At 38.9% G+C, this 20451-nt stretch carries 27 protein-coding genes; 1 reads left to right on the top strand and 26 read right to left on the bottom strand.

From position 1 onward, the window contains the following. Positions 1-43: 43 nt before the first annotated feature. The 19 genes from BM146_RS06105 to BM146_RS06020 all read right to left on the bottom strand — a co-directional run bounded on the left by BM146_RS06105 (position 44) and on the right by BM146_RS06020 (position 11404). On the bottom strand, positions 44-418 hold the full coding sequence (locus BM146_RS06105) for a desulfoferrodoxin family protein (RefSeq protein WP_074885895.1): 375 nt from the start codon (positions 416-418) through the stop codon (positions 44-46). 194 nt (positions 419-612) lie between these two features. After that, complete coding sequence (locus BM146_RS06100; protein WP_420314839.1) at positions 613-1143, bottom strand: arsenate reductase/protein-tyrosine-phosphatase family protein; 531 nt, start codon at positions 1141-1143, stop codon at positions 613-615. 692 nt (positions 1144-1835) lie between these two features. Then, positions 1836-2000 (bottom strand): DUF2087 domain-containing protein, encoded by a 165-nt coding sequence (locus BM146_RS20500; protein ID WP_242949354.1) that lies wholly within the window; start codon positions 1998-2000, stop codon positions 1836-1838. Next, positions 1952-2320: an ArsR/SmtB family transcription factor gene (locus BM146_RS06090; protein WP_074885889.1), complete on the bottom strand. Its 369-nt coding sequence runs from the start codon at positions 2318-2320 to the stop codon at positions 1952-1954. The genes BM146_RS20500 and BM146_RS06090 overlap by 49 nt, the downstream gene beginning before the upstream one ends. 494 nt (positions 2321-2814) lie before the next feature. Further along, positions 2815-3108, bottom strand: coding sequence for a hypothetical protein (locus BM146_RS06085; RefSeq protein ID WP_074885886.1), 294 nt, complete (start codon positions 3106-3108; stop codon positions 2815-2817). A gap of 4 nt (positions 3109-3112) precedes the next feature. Further along, on the bottom strand, positions 3113-3448 hold the full coding sequence (locus BM146_RS06080; protein ID WP_074885883.1) for a HepT-like ribonuclease domain-containing protein: 336 nt from the start codon (positions 3446-3448) through the stop codon (positions 3113-3115). Beyond that, complete coding sequence (locus BM146_RS06075) at positions 3449-3763, bottom strand: nucleotidyltransferase family protein (protein ID WP_074885880.1); 315 nt, start codon at positions 3761-3763, stop codon at positions 3449-3451. A gap of 225 nt (positions 3764-3988) precedes the next feature. Next, positions 3989-4375, bottom strand: a complete 387-nt coding sequence (locus tag BM146_RS06070; RefSeq protein ID WP_074885878.1) for a DUF5688 family protein — start codon at positions 4373-4375, stop codon at positions 3989-3991. A gap of 443 nt (positions 4376-4818) precedes the next feature. Continuing rightward, positions 4819-6015 carry a site-specific integrase gene (locus tag BM146_RS06065; protein WP_074885875.1) on the bottom strand — a complete coding sequence of 399 codons (1197 nt, stop codon included), beginning with the start codon at positions 6013-6015 and terminating at the stop codon, positions 4819-4821. Positions 6016-6134: 119 nt separating this feature from the next. Further along, on the bottom strand, positions 6135-6500 hold the full coding sequence (locus tag BM146_RS19990) for an excisionase (RefSeq protein WP_242949351.1): 366 nt from the start codon (positions 6498-6500) through the stop codon (positions 6135-6137). Next, positions 6493-6777 (bottom strand): hypothetical protein, encoded by a 285-nt coding sequence (locus BM146_RS06055; RefSeq protein ID WP_074885871.1) that lies wholly within the window; start codon positions 6775-6777, stop codon positions 6493-6495. Before BM146_RS06055 ends, BM146_RS19990 begins: the two co-directional genes overlap by 8 nt. Positions 6778-6857: 80 nt before the next feature. Beyond that, positions 6858-7094 carry a hypothetical protein gene (locus BM146_RS06050; protein ID WP_074885867.1) on the bottom strand — a complete coding sequence of 79 codons (237 nt, stop codon included), beginning with the start codon at positions 7092-7094 and terminating at the stop codon, positions 6858-6860. Positions 7095-7158: 64 nt separating this feature from the next. Then, the gene (locus BM146_RS06045; protein ID WP_074885864.1) at positions 7159-8385 is read right to left on the bottom strand and encodes a DUF6591 domain-containing protein; all 1227 of its coding nucleotides are present in this window, start codon (positions 8383-8385) and stop codon (positions 7159-7161) included. Between the two features lie 115 nt (positions 8386-8500). After that, the gene (locus tag BM146_RS19400) at positions 8501-8665 is read right to left on the bottom strand and encodes a hypothetical protein (RefSeq protein WP_177201604.1); all 165 of its coding nucleotides are present in this window, start codon (positions 8663-8665) and stop codon (positions 8501-8503) included. Between the two features lie 7 nt (positions 8666-8672). Beyond that, entirely contained in the window at positions 8673-9035 is a 363-nt protein-coding gene (locus tag BM146_RS06040; protein WP_074885861.1) for a hypothetical protein, read from the bottom strand. A gap of 184 nt (positions 9036-9219) precedes the next feature. Beyond that, complete coding sequence (locus BM146_RS20495) at positions 9220-10116, bottom strand: major tail protein (protein ID WP_330391747.1); 897 nt, start codon at positions 10114-10116, stop codon at positions 9220-9222. A 196-nt stretch (positions 10117-10312) separates the two neighbouring features. Further along, positions 10313-10591: an aldo/keto reductase gene (locus BM146_RS06030; protein WP_074885858.1), complete on the bottom strand. Its 279-nt coding sequence runs from the start codon at positions 10589-10591 to the stop codon at positions 10313-10315. After that, positions 10575-10970: a hypothetical protein gene (locus tag BM146_RS06025; RefSeq protein ID WP_074885855.1), complete on the bottom strand. Its 396-nt coding sequence runs from the start codon at positions 10968-10970 to the stop codon at positions 10575-10577. The genes BM146_RS06030 and BM146_RS06025 overlap by 17 nt, the downstream gene beginning before the upstream one ends. Positions 10971-11086: 116 nt before the next feature. Continuing rightward, on the bottom strand, positions 11087-11404 hold the full coding sequence (locus tag BM146_RS06020) for a hypothetical protein (RefSeq protein WP_074885852.1): 318 nt from the start codon (positions 11402-11404) through the stop codon (positions 11087-11089). Between the two features lie 30 nt (positions 11405-11434). On the opposite strand from BM146_RS06020, the gene BM146_RS06015 reads away from it, so the two are divergent. Further along, positions 11435-11836, top strand: a complete 402-nt coding sequence (locus BM146_RS06015; RefSeq protein ID WP_074885849.1) for a helix-turn-helix domain-containing protein — start codon at positions 11435-11437, stop codon at positions 11834-11836. A 180-nt stretch (positions 11837-12016) separates the two neighbouring features. Here the strand turns inward: BM146_RS06015 and BM146_RS06010 are convergent, their stop codons facing one another. From BM146_RS06010 to BM146_RS18990, 7 genes are all read right to left on the bottom strand, one after another. Beyond that, positions 12017-13819 (bottom strand): hypothetical protein, encoded by a 1803-nt coding sequence (locus BM146_RS06010; RefSeq protein ID WP_074885846.1) that lies wholly within the window; start codon positions 13817-13819, stop codon positions 12017-12019. 182 nt (positions 13820-14001) lie between these two features. Beyond that, the gene (locus tag BM146_RS06005) at positions 14002-14985 is read right to left on the bottom strand and encodes a hypothetical protein (protein ID WP_074885843.1); all 984 of its coding nucleotides are present in this window, start codon (positions 14983-14985) and stop codon (positions 14002-14004) included. A gap of 35 nt (positions 14986-15020) precedes the next feature. Then, positions 15021-15779, bottom strand: a complete 759-nt coding sequence (locus BM146_RS06000) for a hypothetical protein (protein WP_074885840.1) — start codon at positions 15777-15779, stop codon at positions 15021-15023. Between the two features lie 309 nt (positions 15780-16088). After that, entirely contained in the window at positions 16089-17513 is a 1425-nt protein-coding gene (locus tag BM146_RS05995; protein ID WP_074885837.1) for a sensor histidine kinase, read from the bottom strand. A 17-nt stretch (positions 17514-17530) separates the two neighbouring features. Continuing rightward, entirely contained in the window at positions 17531-18295 is a 765-nt protein-coding gene (locus BM146_RS05990) for a LytR/AlgR family response regulator transcription factor (protein WP_074885833.1), read from the bottom strand. Positions 18296-18645: 350 nt separating this feature from the next. Then, positions 18646-19545, bottom strand: a complete 900-nt coding sequence (locus BM146_RS19395) for a hypothetical protein (RefSeq protein ID WP_207649900.1) — start codon at positions 19543-19545, stop codon at positions 18646-18648. Positions 19546-19645: 100 nt separating this feature from the next. Further along, on the bottom strand, positions 19646-20440 hold the full coding sequence (locus BM146_RS18990; RefSeq protein WP_083413420.1) for a hypothetical protein: 795 nt from the start codon (positions 20438-20440) through the stop codon (positions 19646-19648). Positions 20441-20451 lie beyond the last annotated feature (11 nt).

Raw genomic sequence — 20451 nt, 5'->3', positions numbered from 1 at the left:
TGTCACTTGGAAGTTAAAGTGACAGCACTATGCGTGGTCAAGATCAGATCTCTTTTACCCAAAGTCCATGGAGGTTGCAGTATTCATACGCAGCAACTGCCTTCTCACCTTCTGCCAGAACAAACTGAGCGCAAGGCTTCTCGCCGGGGTTAAGCTTCTTCATCATGCAGCCCTTATCTGTCTCTAAGCAAATGAATTGGATGTAATGTTCAGCAAGCATTGGGTGCTCTACTTCGCCAACAACAACAGTAACAGTGTTGCCATCTACTGTAACTGCAGGAACATGTTTTTCCATAGCTCCGTCAGTAGCGCCTGGAACAAGCTCTTTCATAGGCTCTCCACAGCAAACTACAGGAACACCTGAATCATTTAGTTTTGTAATAATGTTGCCACAATGTTCACATCTGTAAAATTTCATAGCGAAACCTCCTAATGTAAAAACATGGGAATCTTAATCAAGTATGTTTTGACTCCCACTTTCGAGTAAATGATACAATATCATTTTATCATAATTACGTCTTGCAATATACACAATTATACAACATTGTCAATGTCATTTTTCAAAATAGGCAAAGGCTATTGGCTTTTATCATAATCTACCTGGTTATTTCTTTATCCTCTTGGAAAATCATCGTGAATAAGGCCTAAATCTCCGGTACCATCTCCATATTCATCATTATTGTCATCATTATCATCTGCCAACACTTCTGAAAACTCAGGACTTACCATTATCTGCCTAAACAGTCCGTGGCATCCATCACTGCAGTCTCTCCAGGTAGCATCAAAATTGCCGGTGTACCAAGGATCAGCTACATCTCCATCTCTGTCAGTAAAGTCCAACATTTTATATATCTTTTTATCGGGGTCTCCGCCAAATATGCGATTGAGGTCGCGCATATTAGCACTGTCCATCCCAATTATAAAATCAAACCTGTCATAGTCTGTTCTACTTGTCAGTCTGGCTCTCTTTTCACTTACTCCAAGCTCATTGTCATCTGTCCCTATGCCATGCTCTCTTAGTTTGGCTCTGGCCGGAGGATACACCGGGCTTCCAACTCCATTCCAAATCTCATCCGTATGTGTTGCAGATGATTCTATGTGAAACTTGTCAGAAAGGCCTTGCTTACAAACAATATCTTTCATAATGAACTCCCCAATCGGCGAGCGACAAATATTCCCATGGCAGACGAATAAAATTCTAATCATTGATTTTGACTCCTTGAAATTCTGAGTTATTCCCTGTAATGCGCACCGTTGCGGGATTAGAAAAGTGTTCACATATCACGGTCACAGAACTATAATATCACAGTTTGTGTAATAACTACGAATATCTGGGAAAATCATGGACATCAAAAGTAGTCAGGCGGGGTTGGTGATTCTGAGATATTCGGAGGAATGAAAAAGAGGCCGCTATGGTCTCTTTTCTGGCTTAGCAGTTTGACTTCATTTGATGTTTTCTCCATTTGAAGTCAAAGTGATAAGCGCTTGCGATTGACTCAATTTCCAATCTCTACACTTGAAGTCATGATGATAAGTGCTTGCAATTGACTCATTATTCAATTATGCATTATGCGGTCATATCTAATCATATTGTCAGATGATTCAAAAACTTCATAACTTCATTTGCGGTCAATAATTTCTATCCAGATGATTGATTCATTTTTCAACCATTGCAATTTGCGGTCATAAGAGATTTCCAAATTCGTTGACTCAAATACTGCAAATTATGATATGAGTCATTCCTATACAATTTATTACCCATATTCTAAATATTTGACCTTCTGCCAGTTCTTTCAAATCCGTATACAATGTATTTTCTGCTTATTATCCGGCTTCTACTTTAGGATATCAGTGATAGTATACACCCCGTCTTTTCTCTCCAAAATTCCTTCTGCAACCATATCTCTCCTGATCGTGCAAAAGTCATCATGGAAATCAGCGCTGATCAGATTTACTTCTTTCTCTGTATATTTTTTTCCCTTCTTAAATGCTTTCCAAATTTCTTCAAGGACAATCTTTTCCTTCTTACGCTGACTGGGAATAGCTTTAAGCTTGCCATATTCAAAGAAAGCATCAATAACCTTTTGCGATATGCATCGTCGCGCTCTTTTTGCAGTTCACTCTCAGATGTCTTTTCACTTAAGATATCAATGATATTAACCTCAAAAATATCCTTATTGATGGAGTACATAGTATAGTACTGATCTTTGTAAGACTTAACAGCCCCGGCATCTTCGAGTTTTTTCAGGTGAAAAGAAACTGTGACAGAGGTCAGTTCAAGGCGCTCTGCAAGGCGCTCAACGTACATATCTTCTACCATAAGCGACTTTAGTATGGACAGTCTTGACTTATCTGCAAGGCATTAAAAAAATGCAATTGCTTCCTTTTATTTGTATTAAGAGAAGGCCAATCCTAAATCAATTTGGATTAGCCTTCCTATAAACTGCGTTTTATCAATAATATTAGTTTTTCTTTATTAAGAGGTTTTCAAGAATAGCTATCGCCAAAGCCTCTATTTTACTGGATTTCTCGATTAATGAGCTTGATATAATTTGATGTTTTTTACGAATTTTGATGGGCAAAAGGTGTAGAAAAAGGTGCCATAGTAAAATGTACGTTATTCGAATCCATTATGAACTTAATTAATGGCGGTAGCTATCCGCCTAAATATTTCGCGCTTACGATGTATTTGATATTTTAGAGAGATTGCCGAAGTTGTCCGTAGATTAAAAAACGAACAAATAAAACACCTGTCTTACTCTCACACGGAGTAAAACAGGTGCTCACTGTAATTATTTTATTGTTGTAAACTCTTCACTTAGTTTTCAACAATTCTTTATCGTATTCCTCAATCTGTTTTAATAACTCTTCCGGCACATCTTTGTCCTGATTTATCAAAATCATGGCTTTGATCCTAGAAGGATTTTCAGTTTCGCCATCAACATCATGACCGGTGATAACAGTATGTTTCTCACCAATCTTCTCTAGTCTCTCAAACTTTATCTTTCTTTTATTCATTTCTTCCGGAGTAATCTTCTTCTCCGAACCTGGGGCAATAAAAGGTAGAGGCTTTAATACGGTATTATTCTGTTTCTTTGTCATTTTCATTTACCTATTTTATCCCGTCAAGCTGCTTCTTAAACTCCGGAATAACATCAAATACAATATCACAGATTATCGTCCAGTTGGTGTTGTCATAGTCGTGAACCAACCTATGCCGAAGTCCTGATATTTTTGCCCATGGAATATCTGAGTTCGTTTCCTTAAACTCCTTGCTCAGATAATATGCATGCTCACCTATGTTATATAGCGGTGTTGTTAAAGTCCATCTTATTGTTTCATCTTCTAAAATTTTGTCTCTTGTAAGCCCTGAACTGGTAACATATTCCTGAAGCTTTGAAACTGTTACTTTTATTTTTTCAATTCTCTGCTCGTCAGTATACTGCATTTAAACCTTTACTCCGTCCTTAAGTATATTTCTAAAAAACTCTGAGTTTCTATCTATCTCACGTTCCTCATAAACATCAACTTGTTTGCCCGAGATGTCATAGAGTTCATCAGCTATACAGAATACATCTGTCGGATCAAAATATTGTCCTCCAATGATCATCACATCAATATCAGAGTCCTCTGTAGCATCTCCTCTTGCATAGGAACCAAAAATAACAGCCCCATCAGCTGAGTATTTCTCAACAAGTGGCCTGATCATATCCTTTATTTCTTTGATTGAATACTTGGTAGCTATCACAACTCTATTCCTCATAAAAAATGTTTACATATTTTCTTTAATCGAAATTATTATATCATCTTTCAATCTAATATAATATATTCCACAAACCACTTTCCCTACTAAATAGCTATATCTCTTTAAATAACATGAAGCAGGAAGAGTAATCCTCCTGCTTCATAAAATAATTGAAATCCTTTATCAAGCTATTCTTACACTCTTGCTGTCATTGTCATAAACATAAACACTATCGCTAAGCACTTATTCAGGAACTACAGTCGTTCTATTGACTTCATGCACCATCTGTCTGATGAAGTCTAATTCCAAATCCAACTTGCTCCTTATCAAAATAAGCTCATGTATGCTGCTGGGTATGATATAGAAACACTTTCCTAACTTGTCTGCTAATTCACTCAACTTGTCTATATCATATAACAACCTGCCTCCATAAAGCCTGTCCGGATTTGATAAAACAAACACATCTCCATTTTCTCCGCGCATTTCTTCAGGATACAGCTGTTCCCCGTCAAGTCCGTTTATTCTGATTATAAGATCAAATATGTTTTCCAGTTTATAGGGCTGCTTTTTCATATTATCTTTGGATGCTGCTCGTAGGTCAGACTTTCTGATTCCCCAGGTCTTAAGCATTTCTTTACCATGATATTCCCAACCCCCTCGACAGGAAAATCAACACCAATATAATAAACCATGGCAAGATCAAGATATTTCTCATATATCAGATTTTCTAATAATTTTGGAGGGATTATAACGCCAAAAAACAGTAAAATCACTAGTGTTTATGCTAGTTTATGGCATATTCCATTGGTCATTTCGCTTTGAGTAAACTTTGAGTAAAAGGGCTTTTTCAAAATCATCAATGCCCTTTTTATCTGGCTTATAGGCATTTTGGCAGTGGATTGCCGTGGCAGATGAATAGTATCTTAATCATATCGTTTTTCCTTGTTTTATCAGGGCTTAGACACCTTTTTCATTTTCATTTGCCGGCATAATATATGCATATTTTGGCATATTTACACCAGCAAAAGGTGTAAAGTAAGGTGTAATTATTTGTCGTTTACACCTTAAGATTTTCACACAACGTTAAGCTTCTCGATCTCTGCTTTTGCATCCTCAAAATTCACTTGAGTATAGACATTAAGCGTGGTTCCGATGTCCGCATGTCCCATGAGATACTGAAGCGTTTTCGGATTCATCCCGGACTTCGCCATGTTGGAACAGTAGGTATGGCGGCATACATGAGGTGTAATCTCGGGCATCTGAAGCTTGTAAATGGAATTATACTTGTCCACTATATGCTTAAAGTAATGTTCCCAGTGAAGCGAGTATGTAATGCTTCCATCCTTGTCGTAATACAGAAATCCGGTATACCCGTCTACTATCGGCTCAACCTTGGGCGCGTTGCGTTCAGAGATGATCTTCCTACAGCAAGCCGCAACGTCTTCTGTCATGGGTAGTACTCTGGTTCCGCACGTAGTCTTTGTGCTCTTGATGTAGTATCCGATATGTGCACGTTTCTGAAGCTGATGGTCCACATTGATCTTGTGATTCTCAAAATCGATATCCCCAAGAGTCAGTCCGCAAAACTCCGAGATGCGAAGCCCCGTATGGAAAAGAATATAAATCCCATCATAGTATTTGCCAAAATGAGGATCCTCTTTTACAAACTTAAGGAATTTTCTCCCTTCGTCCCTTGTTATCGAAAGCCTTGTATGGCTATCATTTACGATCACGGATGCCAACTCGAAATCAAACGGGCTCTTGCAGATCAGATCATCGTCTACAGCCATCTTAAAAGCCGGTCTTAAGACGCCTCTTAAAGAATGAATTGAGCTATAACTCTTTCCATCTGCCTGAAGCTTAACAAGCCAGCATTTTGCATCTGAGAGGCGCACTGTATCAATGCGCTTTCTGCCAAAGGGATCCTTACTCAGGAAATTGGTCACCGTCTTATACCCCGCCTTTGTTGTAGGTCTCACACCGGTCTTCGTAGAAATGTATTTCTCCAAAAGTTCCAGCACTGTCATATTGCCTCCGTTAGAAACGATGTTATCAAACAGATCAGCCTGAATCTTTCTCTCCATCTCGCGAAGCGACAATGTTCTTACTTTTCCAGGCAGTGTAGCGTCATTATGATCAAGCCTCCAGCTATATACGAATCTCTCTTTCCCATCAGCATCAATATACTTGAACTGGTATCTACCGTCTTTACGCTGAATTTCTCCGTTGTGTAAAACTCTTCCTCTGTTATCCTTTCTTTTTTCACTCATATTAGTAGTCCTCCTTGTCTAATTAGAAAAGGCGAACTACCCGACATTGACATTATATCAATCGGGCTGTTCGCCTGCCACGTAATTTTTGTTCTGTTTTCATCATTTCATGTGTTTATTCATACCGCCGTTGCCTGATCAAGAAACTCTTCGAAGAGTCTTCGCTTAATGCGCTGATGCGATCCTATTTCAAGAATGAACGGCTCATTATAGTGCTCTGATATAATACTTCTAAGTCTTTTTTCTCCAATCCCGTAATACTCAGCAGCTTCCTGTATCGATAGAGAGTACTTGTCCGCAATAGAAACAGCGGGGCTATCTTTCACCACTTTTACCGGAACCGCTTTTTTCATAGTCTTCTTCAGCTCACAAAGAATTCCATAAGCAAGCGGAACCATCGTCGGAACTTTAGCGGGACGTTCTGTAATCTCATGTATCAGAGTTATTCCGTTTGCATTGTTGCATCCAAGATTTGTATTAAGCATATTTTTCCTCTCCTTCCATAGTTTTCTTTACTCCGGGCTTCCAATTTAGATTGTACGGTGAAAGAAGATCGTACACATAAATCCTGTTTGGCTTCCCAAGCCCTCTGTGCTTTCTCTGAACAAGATCATATTTCTCCAATTTCTTCAAAAGCTCATTAATCTTTTTGTTCCCACAGTTCATAAGTCTCATATCACTATTTACTTGTTTACGTGAAGCCGACAGTTTTGTAGTATCTCCACCGATTTCTACTGTAATTTCTCTAAGCCTATCAGCCATTATTTACCTCCAAAAGGGCATGAAAAAAGCACCTATCCTTTGAAAGGTAGATGCTTTTACTTTTCACATAATTTTTTTAATTAAGAGGCATAAACAGTTTCGTTTCCATCCTTATCAATTTTAATTAGTTTAACGCCACTATACTTTATGCCTTCCCTCATTTTAGTGAATTGTTCCCACGCATTATCAAAGCCTCCACCTGGCATTGAACCTGGTCCTAACCCGTTGCCATCCATTTTGGGATAATAATTGTTCCATTCAATTCTATACCCATAGGAATCCTCTTCTTCTGTAGCGGGTGATTCTTCAAATCGCATCTCTTAGCTATCCTCCTATCATTTCTTATCTGCCATATTAGTTATAAACTTAACTACGTCTACATTAGCCTGCGACTTCCAAAAGCTTTTTATTAATTCTGTTCATCACGTCAAGATAGTATTTGGCATCTTCAGTAGACATCTCATTTGTATCATACTGCTCAGCAGTTTCTGCAAAATCACTATATTTTTGAAGCATATCCGCATAATCAGCTAGTAATGATAAATCTGATGGGTTGTCTTTATATTTTTTCATAAAATCAACATACTCGTCCATAAATGACTCATAGTTGTCAAGAAACTCTTTTAAATCTGCTGATACCACGTCATTATTAGTAGTAACAGTTTCCTTTTCACTCGAATTACTAGTTTGGACAGATTTTGATTCATCCCCAATATATTTAACTGATTTAACAATTTGTTTATAGTCCTGTTCAGCATTGACATCATCTTTTTTTGCCATGAATACAGTAAAGAATCTTGATGTAGTATCTTGATCATAATAAATTGTAACATATGCGTTGAATTCGTCATCGCCATCAATCTTTGCTGTTTTAGTCATTAGGTTGTCATTAGAAATATTAACAATACTTACACCATCAGAATCCAATGTCCTACCGTCTCCATAAACATCAATCATCTTAGAAAGATTCCAATCAATGTACTCATCAGATCGGTCCTGTATTTGCTGTTTATCACTTTCTGATAATTCCTGACTTTCCAAAGATGCTTTAGGAACAATTAACCCACGATCATTATTTTCGTCTACATAAGCCATCATTTCATCATCATTATCGCTTTGTTCATAATTCTCATAGTACTCAAAATAAAATCCTGCTAATGTATCATTCTTCAGATCATTGCTATCATCTTTTGCTAACGAAATATTGAGCTGATTCTCAATAAGGGCTTTATAGTCCTCTATCCCCTTACTATTTATATCGCCTGATATCTTGACAAATAACTCATCTTGCCATGTTGCTTCATCACTTTGGAAATTTAAATTAGAAGTATTCGCACCTTCCACTTCAGCATAAATATCGTATCCAAGACTCCTACTATGAAAGATAATCCTATTGTTTTCATACTCCCAAGTATCCCCAGTTTCAACATCAGTCCACTCTTTCCAATAGTACTCTGCCCCTCCATTATCAAATAATGTTATCCCACTACCATGCAGTCCTATGTACGTTCCAGCAAAATTAACTGTTTCAGTATTATCTTCGGCAACACCGCTACTATCCTCTGTCTTTGACGCATCACTAGTCGTATTACCACACCCCACTAGCATCAATGATATCAACAATAATGCCAAGCACCTTCTCATATCACTTATCCTTTCATGATAAAATTAGTTTATATGATTAATTTTATCATAAAGTATAATCATGATTAAACTATTTATGTCAGAACGCATCAAAATCATCCTGAGTGGCCAGTACATCATAATCGCAGGTATCATTTCCACTTTCAACGTACATGTCATTTACCGTCCCGATGGTAATCAGGTCGAGGTCTCTTATGGAAATCCCGACCTGTACGCATCGTAGAAGGAAAAGCGCTGTCATCATTTCTCTATCAGTTGCTGGAAGTTTTTTTATACTCTTCCTGCTGCTGGATATTCATTCCCCAAAGAGATATAAGCTCCGGAAGAATCTCATAGATAGAGAAAGTTGAAAACTGATCAAGCCATTCATAAGGAGTTGTAAACTTCTTATCAGGCTCACCCTGCCTTGCAAAGACATAGGCCAGGTTCTCAAACATCTCAAGTGAGAACATATCCAGGTCTTCATCTCCATTTTTATCGATGTCCTTTTCCAGCTTTGACAGTTCCTTGAAGATGGCCCTGCCAAAGAGGTTACGGTATATTCTTGGAGTTGCTGCACTGGCTTTGAATGTTACATCCTTATCATCTATCTTGATGATTTTTGTTACTGCCATCTGTTACTCCTCCTTAAGTACTGGTCTTACCAGTTGTAGTGGTTCCGGATGTTTTTGCTGTAGGCATATAGACATTTCCAAACCAGCCTTCGTATGTCGCATCAGTTGTGTTGGTTCCGGTCTTGGCCTTTACATAGCCGCCGTTAATAGATGTAGCTACAAGAGAAAGCTTATCTGTCTTTGGCTACTTGCTGTTCTCGATTGTGCCACTGCTGATACCTGTCCTCTTGGCAGCGCAGTTATAAATGCAGTGACGAATCTTTCTCTGATCACCGGAGAACTCAAAAAGAAGTGCAAAGTGCTCAGGCTCCACTTCCTTATTCTCTACAAGAACGCCATTAGCATCCTCTTCCTCATGCATGATATCTGTAACAAAGGACTCAGGGATGATGGCAATCTCCAAGTCACCCTTATATCCATTGTTTGCTGCAATGGCATAATAAACACCATCATCAGCAAAAAATGAATCACTCTCTCCTTCAGGATCAAGTGATAAGTTTACAGCACCGGGAATTGGTACCGGCTTTGCATATGTTACGCTGCCATCTGCTCCAAAAGTAGCCTTTGCATAATGGCAGTTTTTGAGACCAAACTTAACTTTGTTTGTATCTTCAAAATCAAGATGGAACTGGCGAAACTCACTTACAGAACCGCCAAATCCTGTGTCACTGTTTGCATTATAAAATGTTGGCGAAACAATTATCACAGGAGGGATATCCCCTTTCTCGATCAGATTGTCAAAAAGATCTTTGGTGTACTCAAAGTACTCCCCTGCATGTACGCCCCAGCCGTGCATCAGATATATGATGTCATATTTCGTTTCGCTATCTTTTTCATCATATCCATATGGAGTGTAGACGTATGCAGTCTTTGTTATAAGTGAACTGTCATTCACATAGTCTTTGGAAGCATAGTCTATTTGGGTTATACTTCCCTGCTTTGATGCAGCACTGCGATATGATGTTGGAACAGCATCAGTCCATCCGGTCTGTGAAATTGCAGATACTATCTCATTCATATTTGATTCCTCATCCTTCGTGCTTTTAGCGTCTGATGACTCTTTTACTTCATTATCCGCCACAGCTTTCTCTGCCGGAGCATTTTACTCTTCACCGCAGGAGGATAACAATACTGTAATCAGCAACATTCCTGCCACATATTTGATATTATTCTTAAGCATGTGTTAGTCCTCCGTTGCAATCAGCCAAGGCTTTCAAGCCATGCTTTTACCTGAGCTTTAGGTCTTGACTCTGCTGTGCTCATCTTTTCTCCTCCATTTATACCTGATCGTTAAAATCTATGTTTCCTTTGGTAAATGCTATCTGTTTTACAAACATTGGCATTTTGAAATATCTTTTATCCCGGTTGATATCGGCTATCCTCTTCATATCCTCATCAGAAAGTTCAAAGTCAAAAATATCTACGTTGTCTCTAAGGTGCACCATATCTCTTGTGGATGGGATAGGTATTATCCCAGACTGGATATGCCACCTGAGTATCACCTGAGCGTTTGTTTTGTTGTATTTTGCTCCGATTTCTTCAAATGCCGGATTCATGATGAGCGAGAGATCGCCATTTTATCTTTTCAGAATTATTGAAATGATTTTGAATTAAAATCACCAGAGCTTCAATTTCCTTTTCTTTGAAGCACTCAGCTAATCCTTCGTTTATATTATTTATAGGAATATTATTTTTCAAATCATTAAGCATTTTCCCCAGTTTTATTTCTTGTTCCTTCCACTTAGGCAAACACCATCCTATTTCTCCCCAACAAGCCATTATAAACACCATATGTTCATTAAGTGTTTCAGATATTTCATCTATATTCTCAGCGATATTAAAATCCTTGGTCCATTTTTCAACATTTGCTTCGATGTTGTCCTGGCTTTGTAGAAGATAATTCAGGAACAAACTATTCATTGTTTTCTTTACCATAAACACCACACCCTTCACTCATCATGCTTCACAACATCACAGAGCATTCCTTTCCTCCATTTTCGATCAAACAGCTACTAAACAGCAGAATTTCACCATATAACCTTTTCTATTACTTATACAGAAAACTTATATTTCCCTTTTCCCATTCCTTCTACCGGAACAATGATCTTCATTTCATCCTCCATCCTTTTCAAATAGGACGTTGCTGTCACTTCCGAACATCCCAGAATTTCGACTACTCGAGAATTCCCAAAAACCTCTGTCCCGATTTTCTCATATAACTTCAATACGTTTTGTTTTATTTTATTTGTATACCCCGAATCCAAGATTTTCTGCTTTAAATCTTTGGTTTCAGTCTCAATCCAAACTTTTTTCTTTGGTTTGGAGCCATTTTTTATTTCATAGTATTCTTCATTTACAGGTATAACCACAGAAGTAGAATAGGTCTAGAGGTGTATATAATGAAAAAGACACAGACAAAAACTGATAAACAAATAAATGAATTCCGTCAAGCTCAAAAAGATCTCGGCGATGCAGTAAAGGAAGCTCGCGAGTCAGCAAAAAAGAAGGTCACACAAGAAGGATTGGCTGAAAAATCTTTTCTGGAATCCGAGAGCATTAAACGAATTGAACGAGGCGAGGGCAATCCTCGCTATTCCACACACCACCCATTAGTCAGAAACTTGGATATGAATCCCTATAAAATTTTTTATAGAGAAAAATACGATGAAAACACTAATCTAATGGATTTAATTCACTATCTCATGACAAACTGCTCTGATGCTGAAGCCAAAAAGCTTTTACCCTTCGTTAAGGGCTTCATAAACATGTTCCATTCTGAAAACGCCAAAGACATTGAATAAAAAAGAGCCTACTCTTCTACATAGAAAAAAGCAGGCTCTCCACATTTTTCATGTGCCTGGCTCGGCGCTTTTTTCAATCTTAAACTCTGTAACATAAATTAACATATGTTAATAGTTTTTTTGTAAAAATAATACTCTGCTCAGTATAAACAAAACAGAGTATTATCTTACTGCCGGACGTTAAGCTTCTTTTTTCCTTTGACTCAAATAATAGTTAGCCATCTCAAGATATGGGTTTCTCCATTCAGGAGCATTGGCACGCATCTCGGCGTCCTTAGCGTCCATAAACTTACAGAACTCATCAAAGGAATAGCGTTTACTACTACCATCATACATATACCATTTGCTGGCAGCATTGGGATCCTGTTCAAGAAGTCTTTCACGGGTAGTCTTCTGATTCTGCCTGAGCTTCTCAACGTTACGCTCAATTAACTCACCCTGCATCTTCATAAACTCATATCCGTCCATAGCTTTCTGTATCTTACCGTTTTCATAGTTCTCAGCTATGAGCCGCTTTACGTGTTCTGCTTCTTTTTCTTCCTGCTGCTTATTTTCTATAGCAGTCTCCTTTGCCTCATCTATCGCTTTATCTGTATCGGCAAGGAGTTTTTCCCATTCTTCATCCGTCAGCTCTCCGAGATCCTTATCACCACTCTGCAAAGCAAATAATCCTGCGGTCTCTTCCAGCATTTTTAGAAGGACTGACGCATCAAATGTTTCGCCTGTCTGTTCTTTTGTAAAGGATACTTTAGATCCGGAAATTGCATCGTTCCAATTGCTCTTTTTGGAGATAGCCTCATCAAGTGAAGTATACTCTGATTTCCCAAGTGGATCAGTGACCCCTTTTAACACACTGTAGCTGCCAAAAGTATATCCGGTACCTGTATCATGGGCATCTGCATACTGACAATATGCAAACATCTCAACAGCTGAGGCATTCTTTGGATCCACTTCATTTATGTTAACATCGATATCCTTGCCACCAACATGGACTCTTACTATAGCCTCATCTGATCCAGGCTTAAACACTTCTGATGCAGTCATCACATAGCTCATGTTTCCTACAGGAATAGAACTCATTCCAATTATGGGACTAACTATCTCTTTCTGATCATCTTCCTTATCACTTATCTCGACAGGCTTCTCTGCAGTTGCCGAATCAGCTCCGCCGATTTCTCTGGTGCCATAGTAACTTATGGTCTGGAAGCGGATTCCGGAAAATGTTCCAAAACTGCCTGTATCTCCCCATACCTTAGCACCTGCAAATGTTGTTGCATTTTCTACAGGTTCAGGAGAAATGCCTGTCCCCACGCCGGAAGTCATCATTACTTCCATAAGCCTGTTTATGTGGGAAAGAAGCTGCTCTGCTCCAAGTGTGCTTACTCCCATCATCTTGAAGTTATTTATGGAGCCATTAAGCTCTGACAGAAAATTCTTTTTCTCAAAGATATCGTTAGGAGCCACGTCATCTACTGCCTGCATAGCTTCATCAGCGATATCTTCTGTATCACGGATATATGCGCACAGCGCGGCAAATTCCGTAAAATCTGAGTCTGTCGGATCCACGTCGTAAGGATCTATCTCCTTTGAAAACTCATTGCCGTTTTCATCTGTTCCGGTTGCTGTATATTTCCTGCTATCGCCCATCACATCGATTCTTATCTCAAACTTCTGCATCATCCCCTGATAAGAATAGGCGGTTTTGCCGTCAGCAAGTTGCGTTGATGTCATTCCTGAGTTCCACACATTTGCCGTTATAACTCGTGTATAGCCTTTCTTTGCAGGCTCTTCTTTTGCCAGGGCATCCACAACCTCAGGTGAATCCTCATTTTTTTCAAGAATAGCACTCTGGAAATCGCTGTTTCCGATTGTCTGATTTGAATAAAAGTGGGCACTCTGTACAAATGCGCTCTGCGTGTAATAATAGTTTCCGTTTGTTATGGTATTTGGCATAAGTGTTCCTTTCTGCAGCTCATCTGTCATTCAGAGCTGCTCCACTCTCCTGAAAGGACCAAGTGGTTAATTGATTATCAGTTGCGGCGCTTTGCTCTTTACTTTCACCTTCCTTCTTAAAAAGCCGAATATCATTAGATTTATCAATCCATTGATATCCGGCAGTTCCATCCTAACCTCTCTATATATTATCGGAATAAGTGCTTTGCTCCTTAAGTGCCATATAACATTTTTCTATGCTCTATGGCCTTTTCCGTCAGTTCTTGATTCAGTTCTTTTCTTTTCTGATAGTCCTCAAGCTGCTTCTTTTGTCTCGCTGCTCTCTGAGCCCGGCGTCTTGCATTATCATTGTTGTTATTTCGCCTGCTCCGCTGAGAGTTCTCGCTGCGCATCTTCTCCAAAACTTTATCAAGCTTCTCTGCAGCACTCATAAGTTCTGACTCACGTCCCTTGATGGCTAGATCAACGTGCTGAATGGTTCCTGCAGTCCCATCCTCCTTTAGAAAGATTCCTGTCTTTCTCACTTTCCCATCTAAAACACCATCCGCACCATCAAGAGTAAATTCCGTGCTTTCTGATCCCAGGAAAATAGCCCCGACACCGGATTCCTTTAGTGTCCTAAGATTATCTTTTCCATCATCAGTTTTACTCCAGACTTTGAGCTTATCATAGACCTCATCGTTTTCATCAATCCAGCCATTGCCATCTGTATCGTACTTGGCAAGATCCTTAAAGCCATCACCGCTCTTTACTCCAAACAGTTCAGTGCCGTCATTTACCTTTCCATCTCCGTTCTTATCAAGAGCTAAAAATCCACTCCCTGACTTGGTCATTGATATTTCATCCTGCTTGCCGTCCGCATCAAGATCAAATTTAAATTTCGTATCACTTAAAGAAGCTGTCTGACTTCCTGTATTGATTATCAATGGATCATAAAGATTATCCAGTGGTGACGATATCGGTATAAATGTTTCATGCTCCTTTTTTCGAACCATACTTACATCAACATCAACATTTATTTCTCTTCCATCTTCTGTTTTTATATTACCTGTTGCCTTATAATCAGTTTTTTCCTTTTCTACATGCTTTTCTACTATTCCGGCAAAAAATCTGCCTGTCCCTGCGCCGCCACTGTTCAAATCCTTTTGATAGCTGTAATTTGAATTAGTATATACATCACTACTTGCTATCTTCATATGCTATTTACCTCATACTCTTGCGCATTTTGGGTTTAAAACCATCGTGAAAACATCGATGACAGGAGTGAATTACCATATCCACCAAATCCACCCAAAAGGTTTCCAGTATTGTATGTGCCATTAGATCCATAGATGCCTGTATTCCTCGAATACCTGCTTGATGTAATGGCTGCTTGTGATGTTAAAGATGCATTGCTTCTAAGCCTTTGTCCAAATGATCCGGCTTCTCCTAATATCTTTTTGACAGTAGCTTTGTCTGCTCCTTTTAATACATCTTCATCAACAGATAACTCTCCTGTCTTAGAGTTGTAACCTATGCCTATCTTTCTAAGGTCTGACACATTATTAAGTGCATCTTCTCTCATCCATCCGGCTCTGTTTCTAACTGAGGTGCTTGTAGCATTTTTTGCTCCACTGTTGACATCATTGTAACCATCCACAAAATTCTTTACAGTTTTAAGCAGCTGGTCTGTGTTCTTTTCTTCATAAATCTCACTGTTTGCAAGTTTCTTACCGGCGCTTTCTACCTTTACAGCTCCATCAGCAACCTTCTGATCAGACATATATGCACTATTGTATGTGCTGTTATATGCGTTATTCATAGTTTTCACGGTATTGGCGCTTAATCCAAAATAGCTATTATTTATAGCGCCTGATGTTCGTGATGTGCTCCTTGTACCTGTAGTCCTGCTGCGATTATTAACTTTAGACGTTCCGTGTCTGTTCCAAATACTGGAGGCTCCGCCTATCCTGCTAGTCAAGACATCAAAATAGTTTTGCCCAAAATTCATAAAAACACCTCCTGAGTAGAGCACTTGACGAGGTTCTTCCCGAGTCTAGTGCGAACCATACCTGTGCACTTAACGAGGTACTGTCGAGTTTAGTGCAGCAGGTAGTTTCTGTTCCATATCAAGTATCGTCTATGACCGGAGGCAGTTAAATAGCTTTGACACGAACGGACCTTTTTATGTAATGAATAGTCAGTTTTTCATTACTATTCAGTCAGCAGCCAGCACTACGCTGCTGGCTGGCTGCGTAAGAAAGTGATTCAAGTGGCAATTTTGCCCATCGCGAAGCGATTTAATTGCAAAATTGCTTAGTTACTGGTCAGGAACTGAACAGTAACAGTTTTTCTTCTGCAACATTACCTTAACCTTAAAAACCTTATTGTCTGAATTGATATCCACCGCTCCAAGATATTTATCTGCGATTCCCATGACGCTCTTTAACCCCAGCCCGTGCTTATCTGCGTCAGAATCCATTTTCTTTGTACTGATAATGCTGTTATCAGAAGCACGCTTCAATTTTCCATCAAACGAATTCTCTATTTTTATCAAGTAAAAGTTATCCTTTTGTTCCCCAATAAGTCTGATAAACCTATCATCCTCCGCCACGGTTAGTACTCCATCCAAAGCGTTATCAATAAGATTATTAAGAATAATCCCCATATCCAAAGCACTGATTCCATTGTCATCAGGGAAAAGAAATTCTGACTTAAAATCGCAGTTCATGCTACATGCCTGGGCTGCAGCCTCATTTATGACAGCATCCGTAACAGGATTATTTGTCGCATACTGCATAGCTTCTGAGCTTAACTCAATGTCCATGTCTCCAAGGAATTCTTTTGCATCGCCTATCCTGTCTTTTTCCAAAAAGCTCTTAAGAATCATGAGTTTTCCGGCCATATCATGCCGAAGCGTTCTTATACGGTCATGGTATTTTTCAGTATATTCAATCTTTTTCCTGATAAACTCCTGCTCCTGAAGCTGCTCCTGTAGCCTAAGCTCCTCTTCTTTAAGTCTCCTGTAGCGCTGCCATGTAGCAATTGCAGACATTTCTCCGATAAAAATAAGCACAGCCAGAATTGGAATAGTAAATCTAAGATCCCGTTTCTCATCAAGCAGCACAAAAACCTCTTTATCAAGCGGTACAACCATAACTTCTACAATTATGTAACAGATAATATATGACACCGCGGAATATATCGATAAATATAGAGCTTCAGTCCATGACATTTCATACTTGACCGTACATATTTTTCCGGTTACGAAATATTCGAGAAATAGGAAAATTGCAAAAAAAATAACCTGCAAAGCCATCAGTATAAACATCCAGTTCCATAGGTTTTCCACTGCGCCTTCCCTGGAATAATCTATAGTTGCTGTAACATAATCTGAAATACTGTTGAAAATAGCAAAGTTTATCAAGTGCCATACGTAGAATACGTTCTGCCAGAGAAAGAAGACAAAGATGATATGCGGTAATATCTTTTGATTATAAAAATAGAACACTGCAACTATAGTCAGAAGGCTTATTATACTGTACAGACCTTTTGTAGAATATGGAATTGAAAACAACACTATCCCTTCAATCGTGATTATCACTGACAATACAATATTCTTTGGTCTGCTAAGTGTCTCTTTATTTATAAAAAGCTCTGCAAACATTCCAAAGAACAGGCCACGTATCAATATCATAGATACTCCGTAGATTTGTTCCATAATTCTGATATTTTCCTCTGTCATACTGCCTCCTACAATCGTCAGGATATGAACTCCATGTAAGCCCTTATAAAATCAGCGTATTTGTATTTTGACATTATAAGTGCATCCCCATTATCAACCTGTACCTCTGATCTGGAGTAGCCTTTTATATGCCTCATATTAACCAGATAGCCTCTGTGAACCCTAAAAAAACTGTTCCCCAGTTCATCCTCAAAGTCATTCATCTGCCGATACACTTCATGCTTAATTCCTGGCAAATGGACAATTGCTTTTCGTCCCGAGCTCTCAATATATAAAATATCCCGAAGCTTTATATTTATTGTCCCTTTACCTGATTGTATGGATATAAACCTGTCTTTCTCATTTTGATATTTTGTCTCGCATATGAGCTGGGCATCAAGTCTGTTCAGTTCCTCTATTGCTCTGTGAAGCTCACTCTCAAATGCAGCCTGCGAAACCGGCTTTAGCAGATAATCAAATGCCTTAACGCCAAAGGCATCTCCCATCCTATCCGGTATACCTGTAACAAAAATTATAAGTGGCCTTGATGCTCTCATACTTTTGCCACTTGCCTCTATGCGCCTTCCAAGTTCTTTTGCTGTTTCTATTCCGTCATTTTTGCCCATAGCTATATCAAGAAAAAGAATATCTATCCCGGCGCCTGCATCTATATCATTTATGAGTTCATCTCCGCCTGAGTACTCTTTAACATCCACATCATCTTTTGCCTTGCTTACCCAATCATGAAAAAGACTCCTTACATCCTCTTCATCATCGCAAATTGCTATACTGTACCTTGTCATACATTACCCTCAATTTTCATTTGCCCATTAACAGAAAAATGCTTAGCACGGACATCCATGTAAGCATTTTCCCTTAATCCCTATATTTATATTATCATCACAACGCTTCGTATTTATATGTTCATGTCATGAATGGACACTTTAATGTAATGAATAGACATTACTGAATGTTCTTATATCTGGCTGTCTACAGTGCTACCCTTAACATCACTTGAAAGGAGGCTCAGCTTATTGAGGATGTTCTGCTGTATTCTCATGATCCCCTCCTTGTGAATCAAAACAAGCATAGTTACCCGCGGTTAGACTTAAACTGTTCCATAACCAATTTTGCAGCTGAAACGAGCTTATCTTTATAATCCACCGGCAGCAGATCGCTCAGACAATTTCAAAAACGCAGCATCCAGCGCATCAAGTTCTTCATGAAGGGTCATCTCCCTAAGTTCACCATTATCTTTTACGAAAGACTTTCTTGTGCCATTTTCATGCCCTTTAACTATAGTATTCATCAAATTCGCATACGCCTCAAGGAGATCTTTACCGGAGTCTTCCACGGAGTAAAAAGACTTTCCATAAGAATGATTTTTAGTTTTCACGAAATTAAGCCTCTCTGAAAGCTCAATCTCATGATCAGCTTCATACTTCCCCTCAGGGTCATATGAATCCATCCAGTTAGGATTCTTTTCAGCATTGTTTGTAATCCACTTATACATAAACCTGAATCCTGCAATAATGCTCTCTGTTCCACCTTTTTCCATGGCTTCTTCGTTTATGCTCATGAATTCTTTATATGCATTCGGATCAAGTTTGCGCATCACATCTGCCATGTTAGTACCGCCCGATTTTCGCATTTCAGATAACTCTTCCTCTGACAGCACCTTTGGTCCTTCAAGAGCTGTAAATGTTCCCTCCGGTATTTCCCTATGAGGTTGCTCTGGAATTGGGAGCTTACCTTTACTTGTCTCCAGGGCAGCCAAGCCATCTCCTGAAAAAGATACCAGCACATTATCACCATATTGGGATGTGATATCATTCATAACACGAAAGCTTTCTTCTTTGGACATTTTGTCCATAACCTTATTCCCATGCTCATCTGTAGTATTAAACTCATAACGCACAATGGTTTCTTTTTTACCATTTCCTGAACCATAGCTCTTTAACTGCTCTGTTCCCTTATAAAACTGACTATAATCTGAACTTACCGATAATGACATTCCGTTGCCCTCCTTATCTTTGGGAAGTCCATTTCCCATACATTCTGATTATGAAATAATTGTCTTTATCTATATATCGGATGGTACTTTCTTCTTATTATATCGATGTCATGAATAGACGTTTTTATGACGTAAATTGTCACTCTTTTTTATCGATATTCGACGGTAGAATCGATGACAGAACATCTGAATAATTGCCCGTGCTCGTATATGTTCCACCCGCTCTTGCTGCAGCATTTGTCATGGACTGCGCCTTATCGTAAACCTTTGATGCAAAAGAATTATAGCCAGTAAATACACTCTTCAAAGTGCTGATATCTGCTTTTTTGAGGGCATCCTCATCCAGCTCAAGCTTATTATCCGCTCCTACAGATATACCTGCACGCTCCAGAAGTCTTTCTGTAGATTTTGTTGTCTTGGTCATCCATGCAGCATTTCTGAGGACATCCTTTGTGTTTGAACTTCCTGCACTCTCAATTGTCTTGTTGTAATTGTAGGCAAATGACTTTACTGCTTTAGTAATGGAATCCCAATCATAATCTTCTTTTGTAGTTTCCTCGCCTGTCTTCTCATCTTTTGTCTTTATCTGTTTCTTTTCCCAAAGCGAGTCCTTCATAAGAGCACCTGCGGACTTTGCAAGAGTTCCTGCAGCACTTCCCATAGATGTAAGTTTTGCTGACGAATCTCTGCCTGATGAAACACTATCAGCTTTCTGTTTTGCATAGTAAGCCTTAACAAGTTTTCCATAGGATCCATTCTTTATGCTGGCATAATCTGAGAGGTTTATCCCACCCATGATGCCATTATTATTGCCAGCTCCTGAATTGATACTTAGACCAGCCAGGAATGAACTTGCATTTTGGTTATATGCGCTATAGTCGTTATCAGCGCTATCATAATAGTTACTCTGTGAATATCCTCTGATTGTTGACATATATCCACTCT

The sequence above is a fragment of the Butyrivibrio proteoclasticus genome (assembly GCF_900115735.1).
In the GTDB taxonomy this organism is placed as follows: domain Bacteria; phylum Bacillota; class Clostridia; order Lachnospirales; family Lachnospiraceae; genus Butyrivibrio; species Butyrivibrio proteoclasticus_B.
The sequence above is the reverse complement of the archived record's forward strand: the minus strand, read 5'-3'. Positions and strand labels throughout refer to the sequence as shown.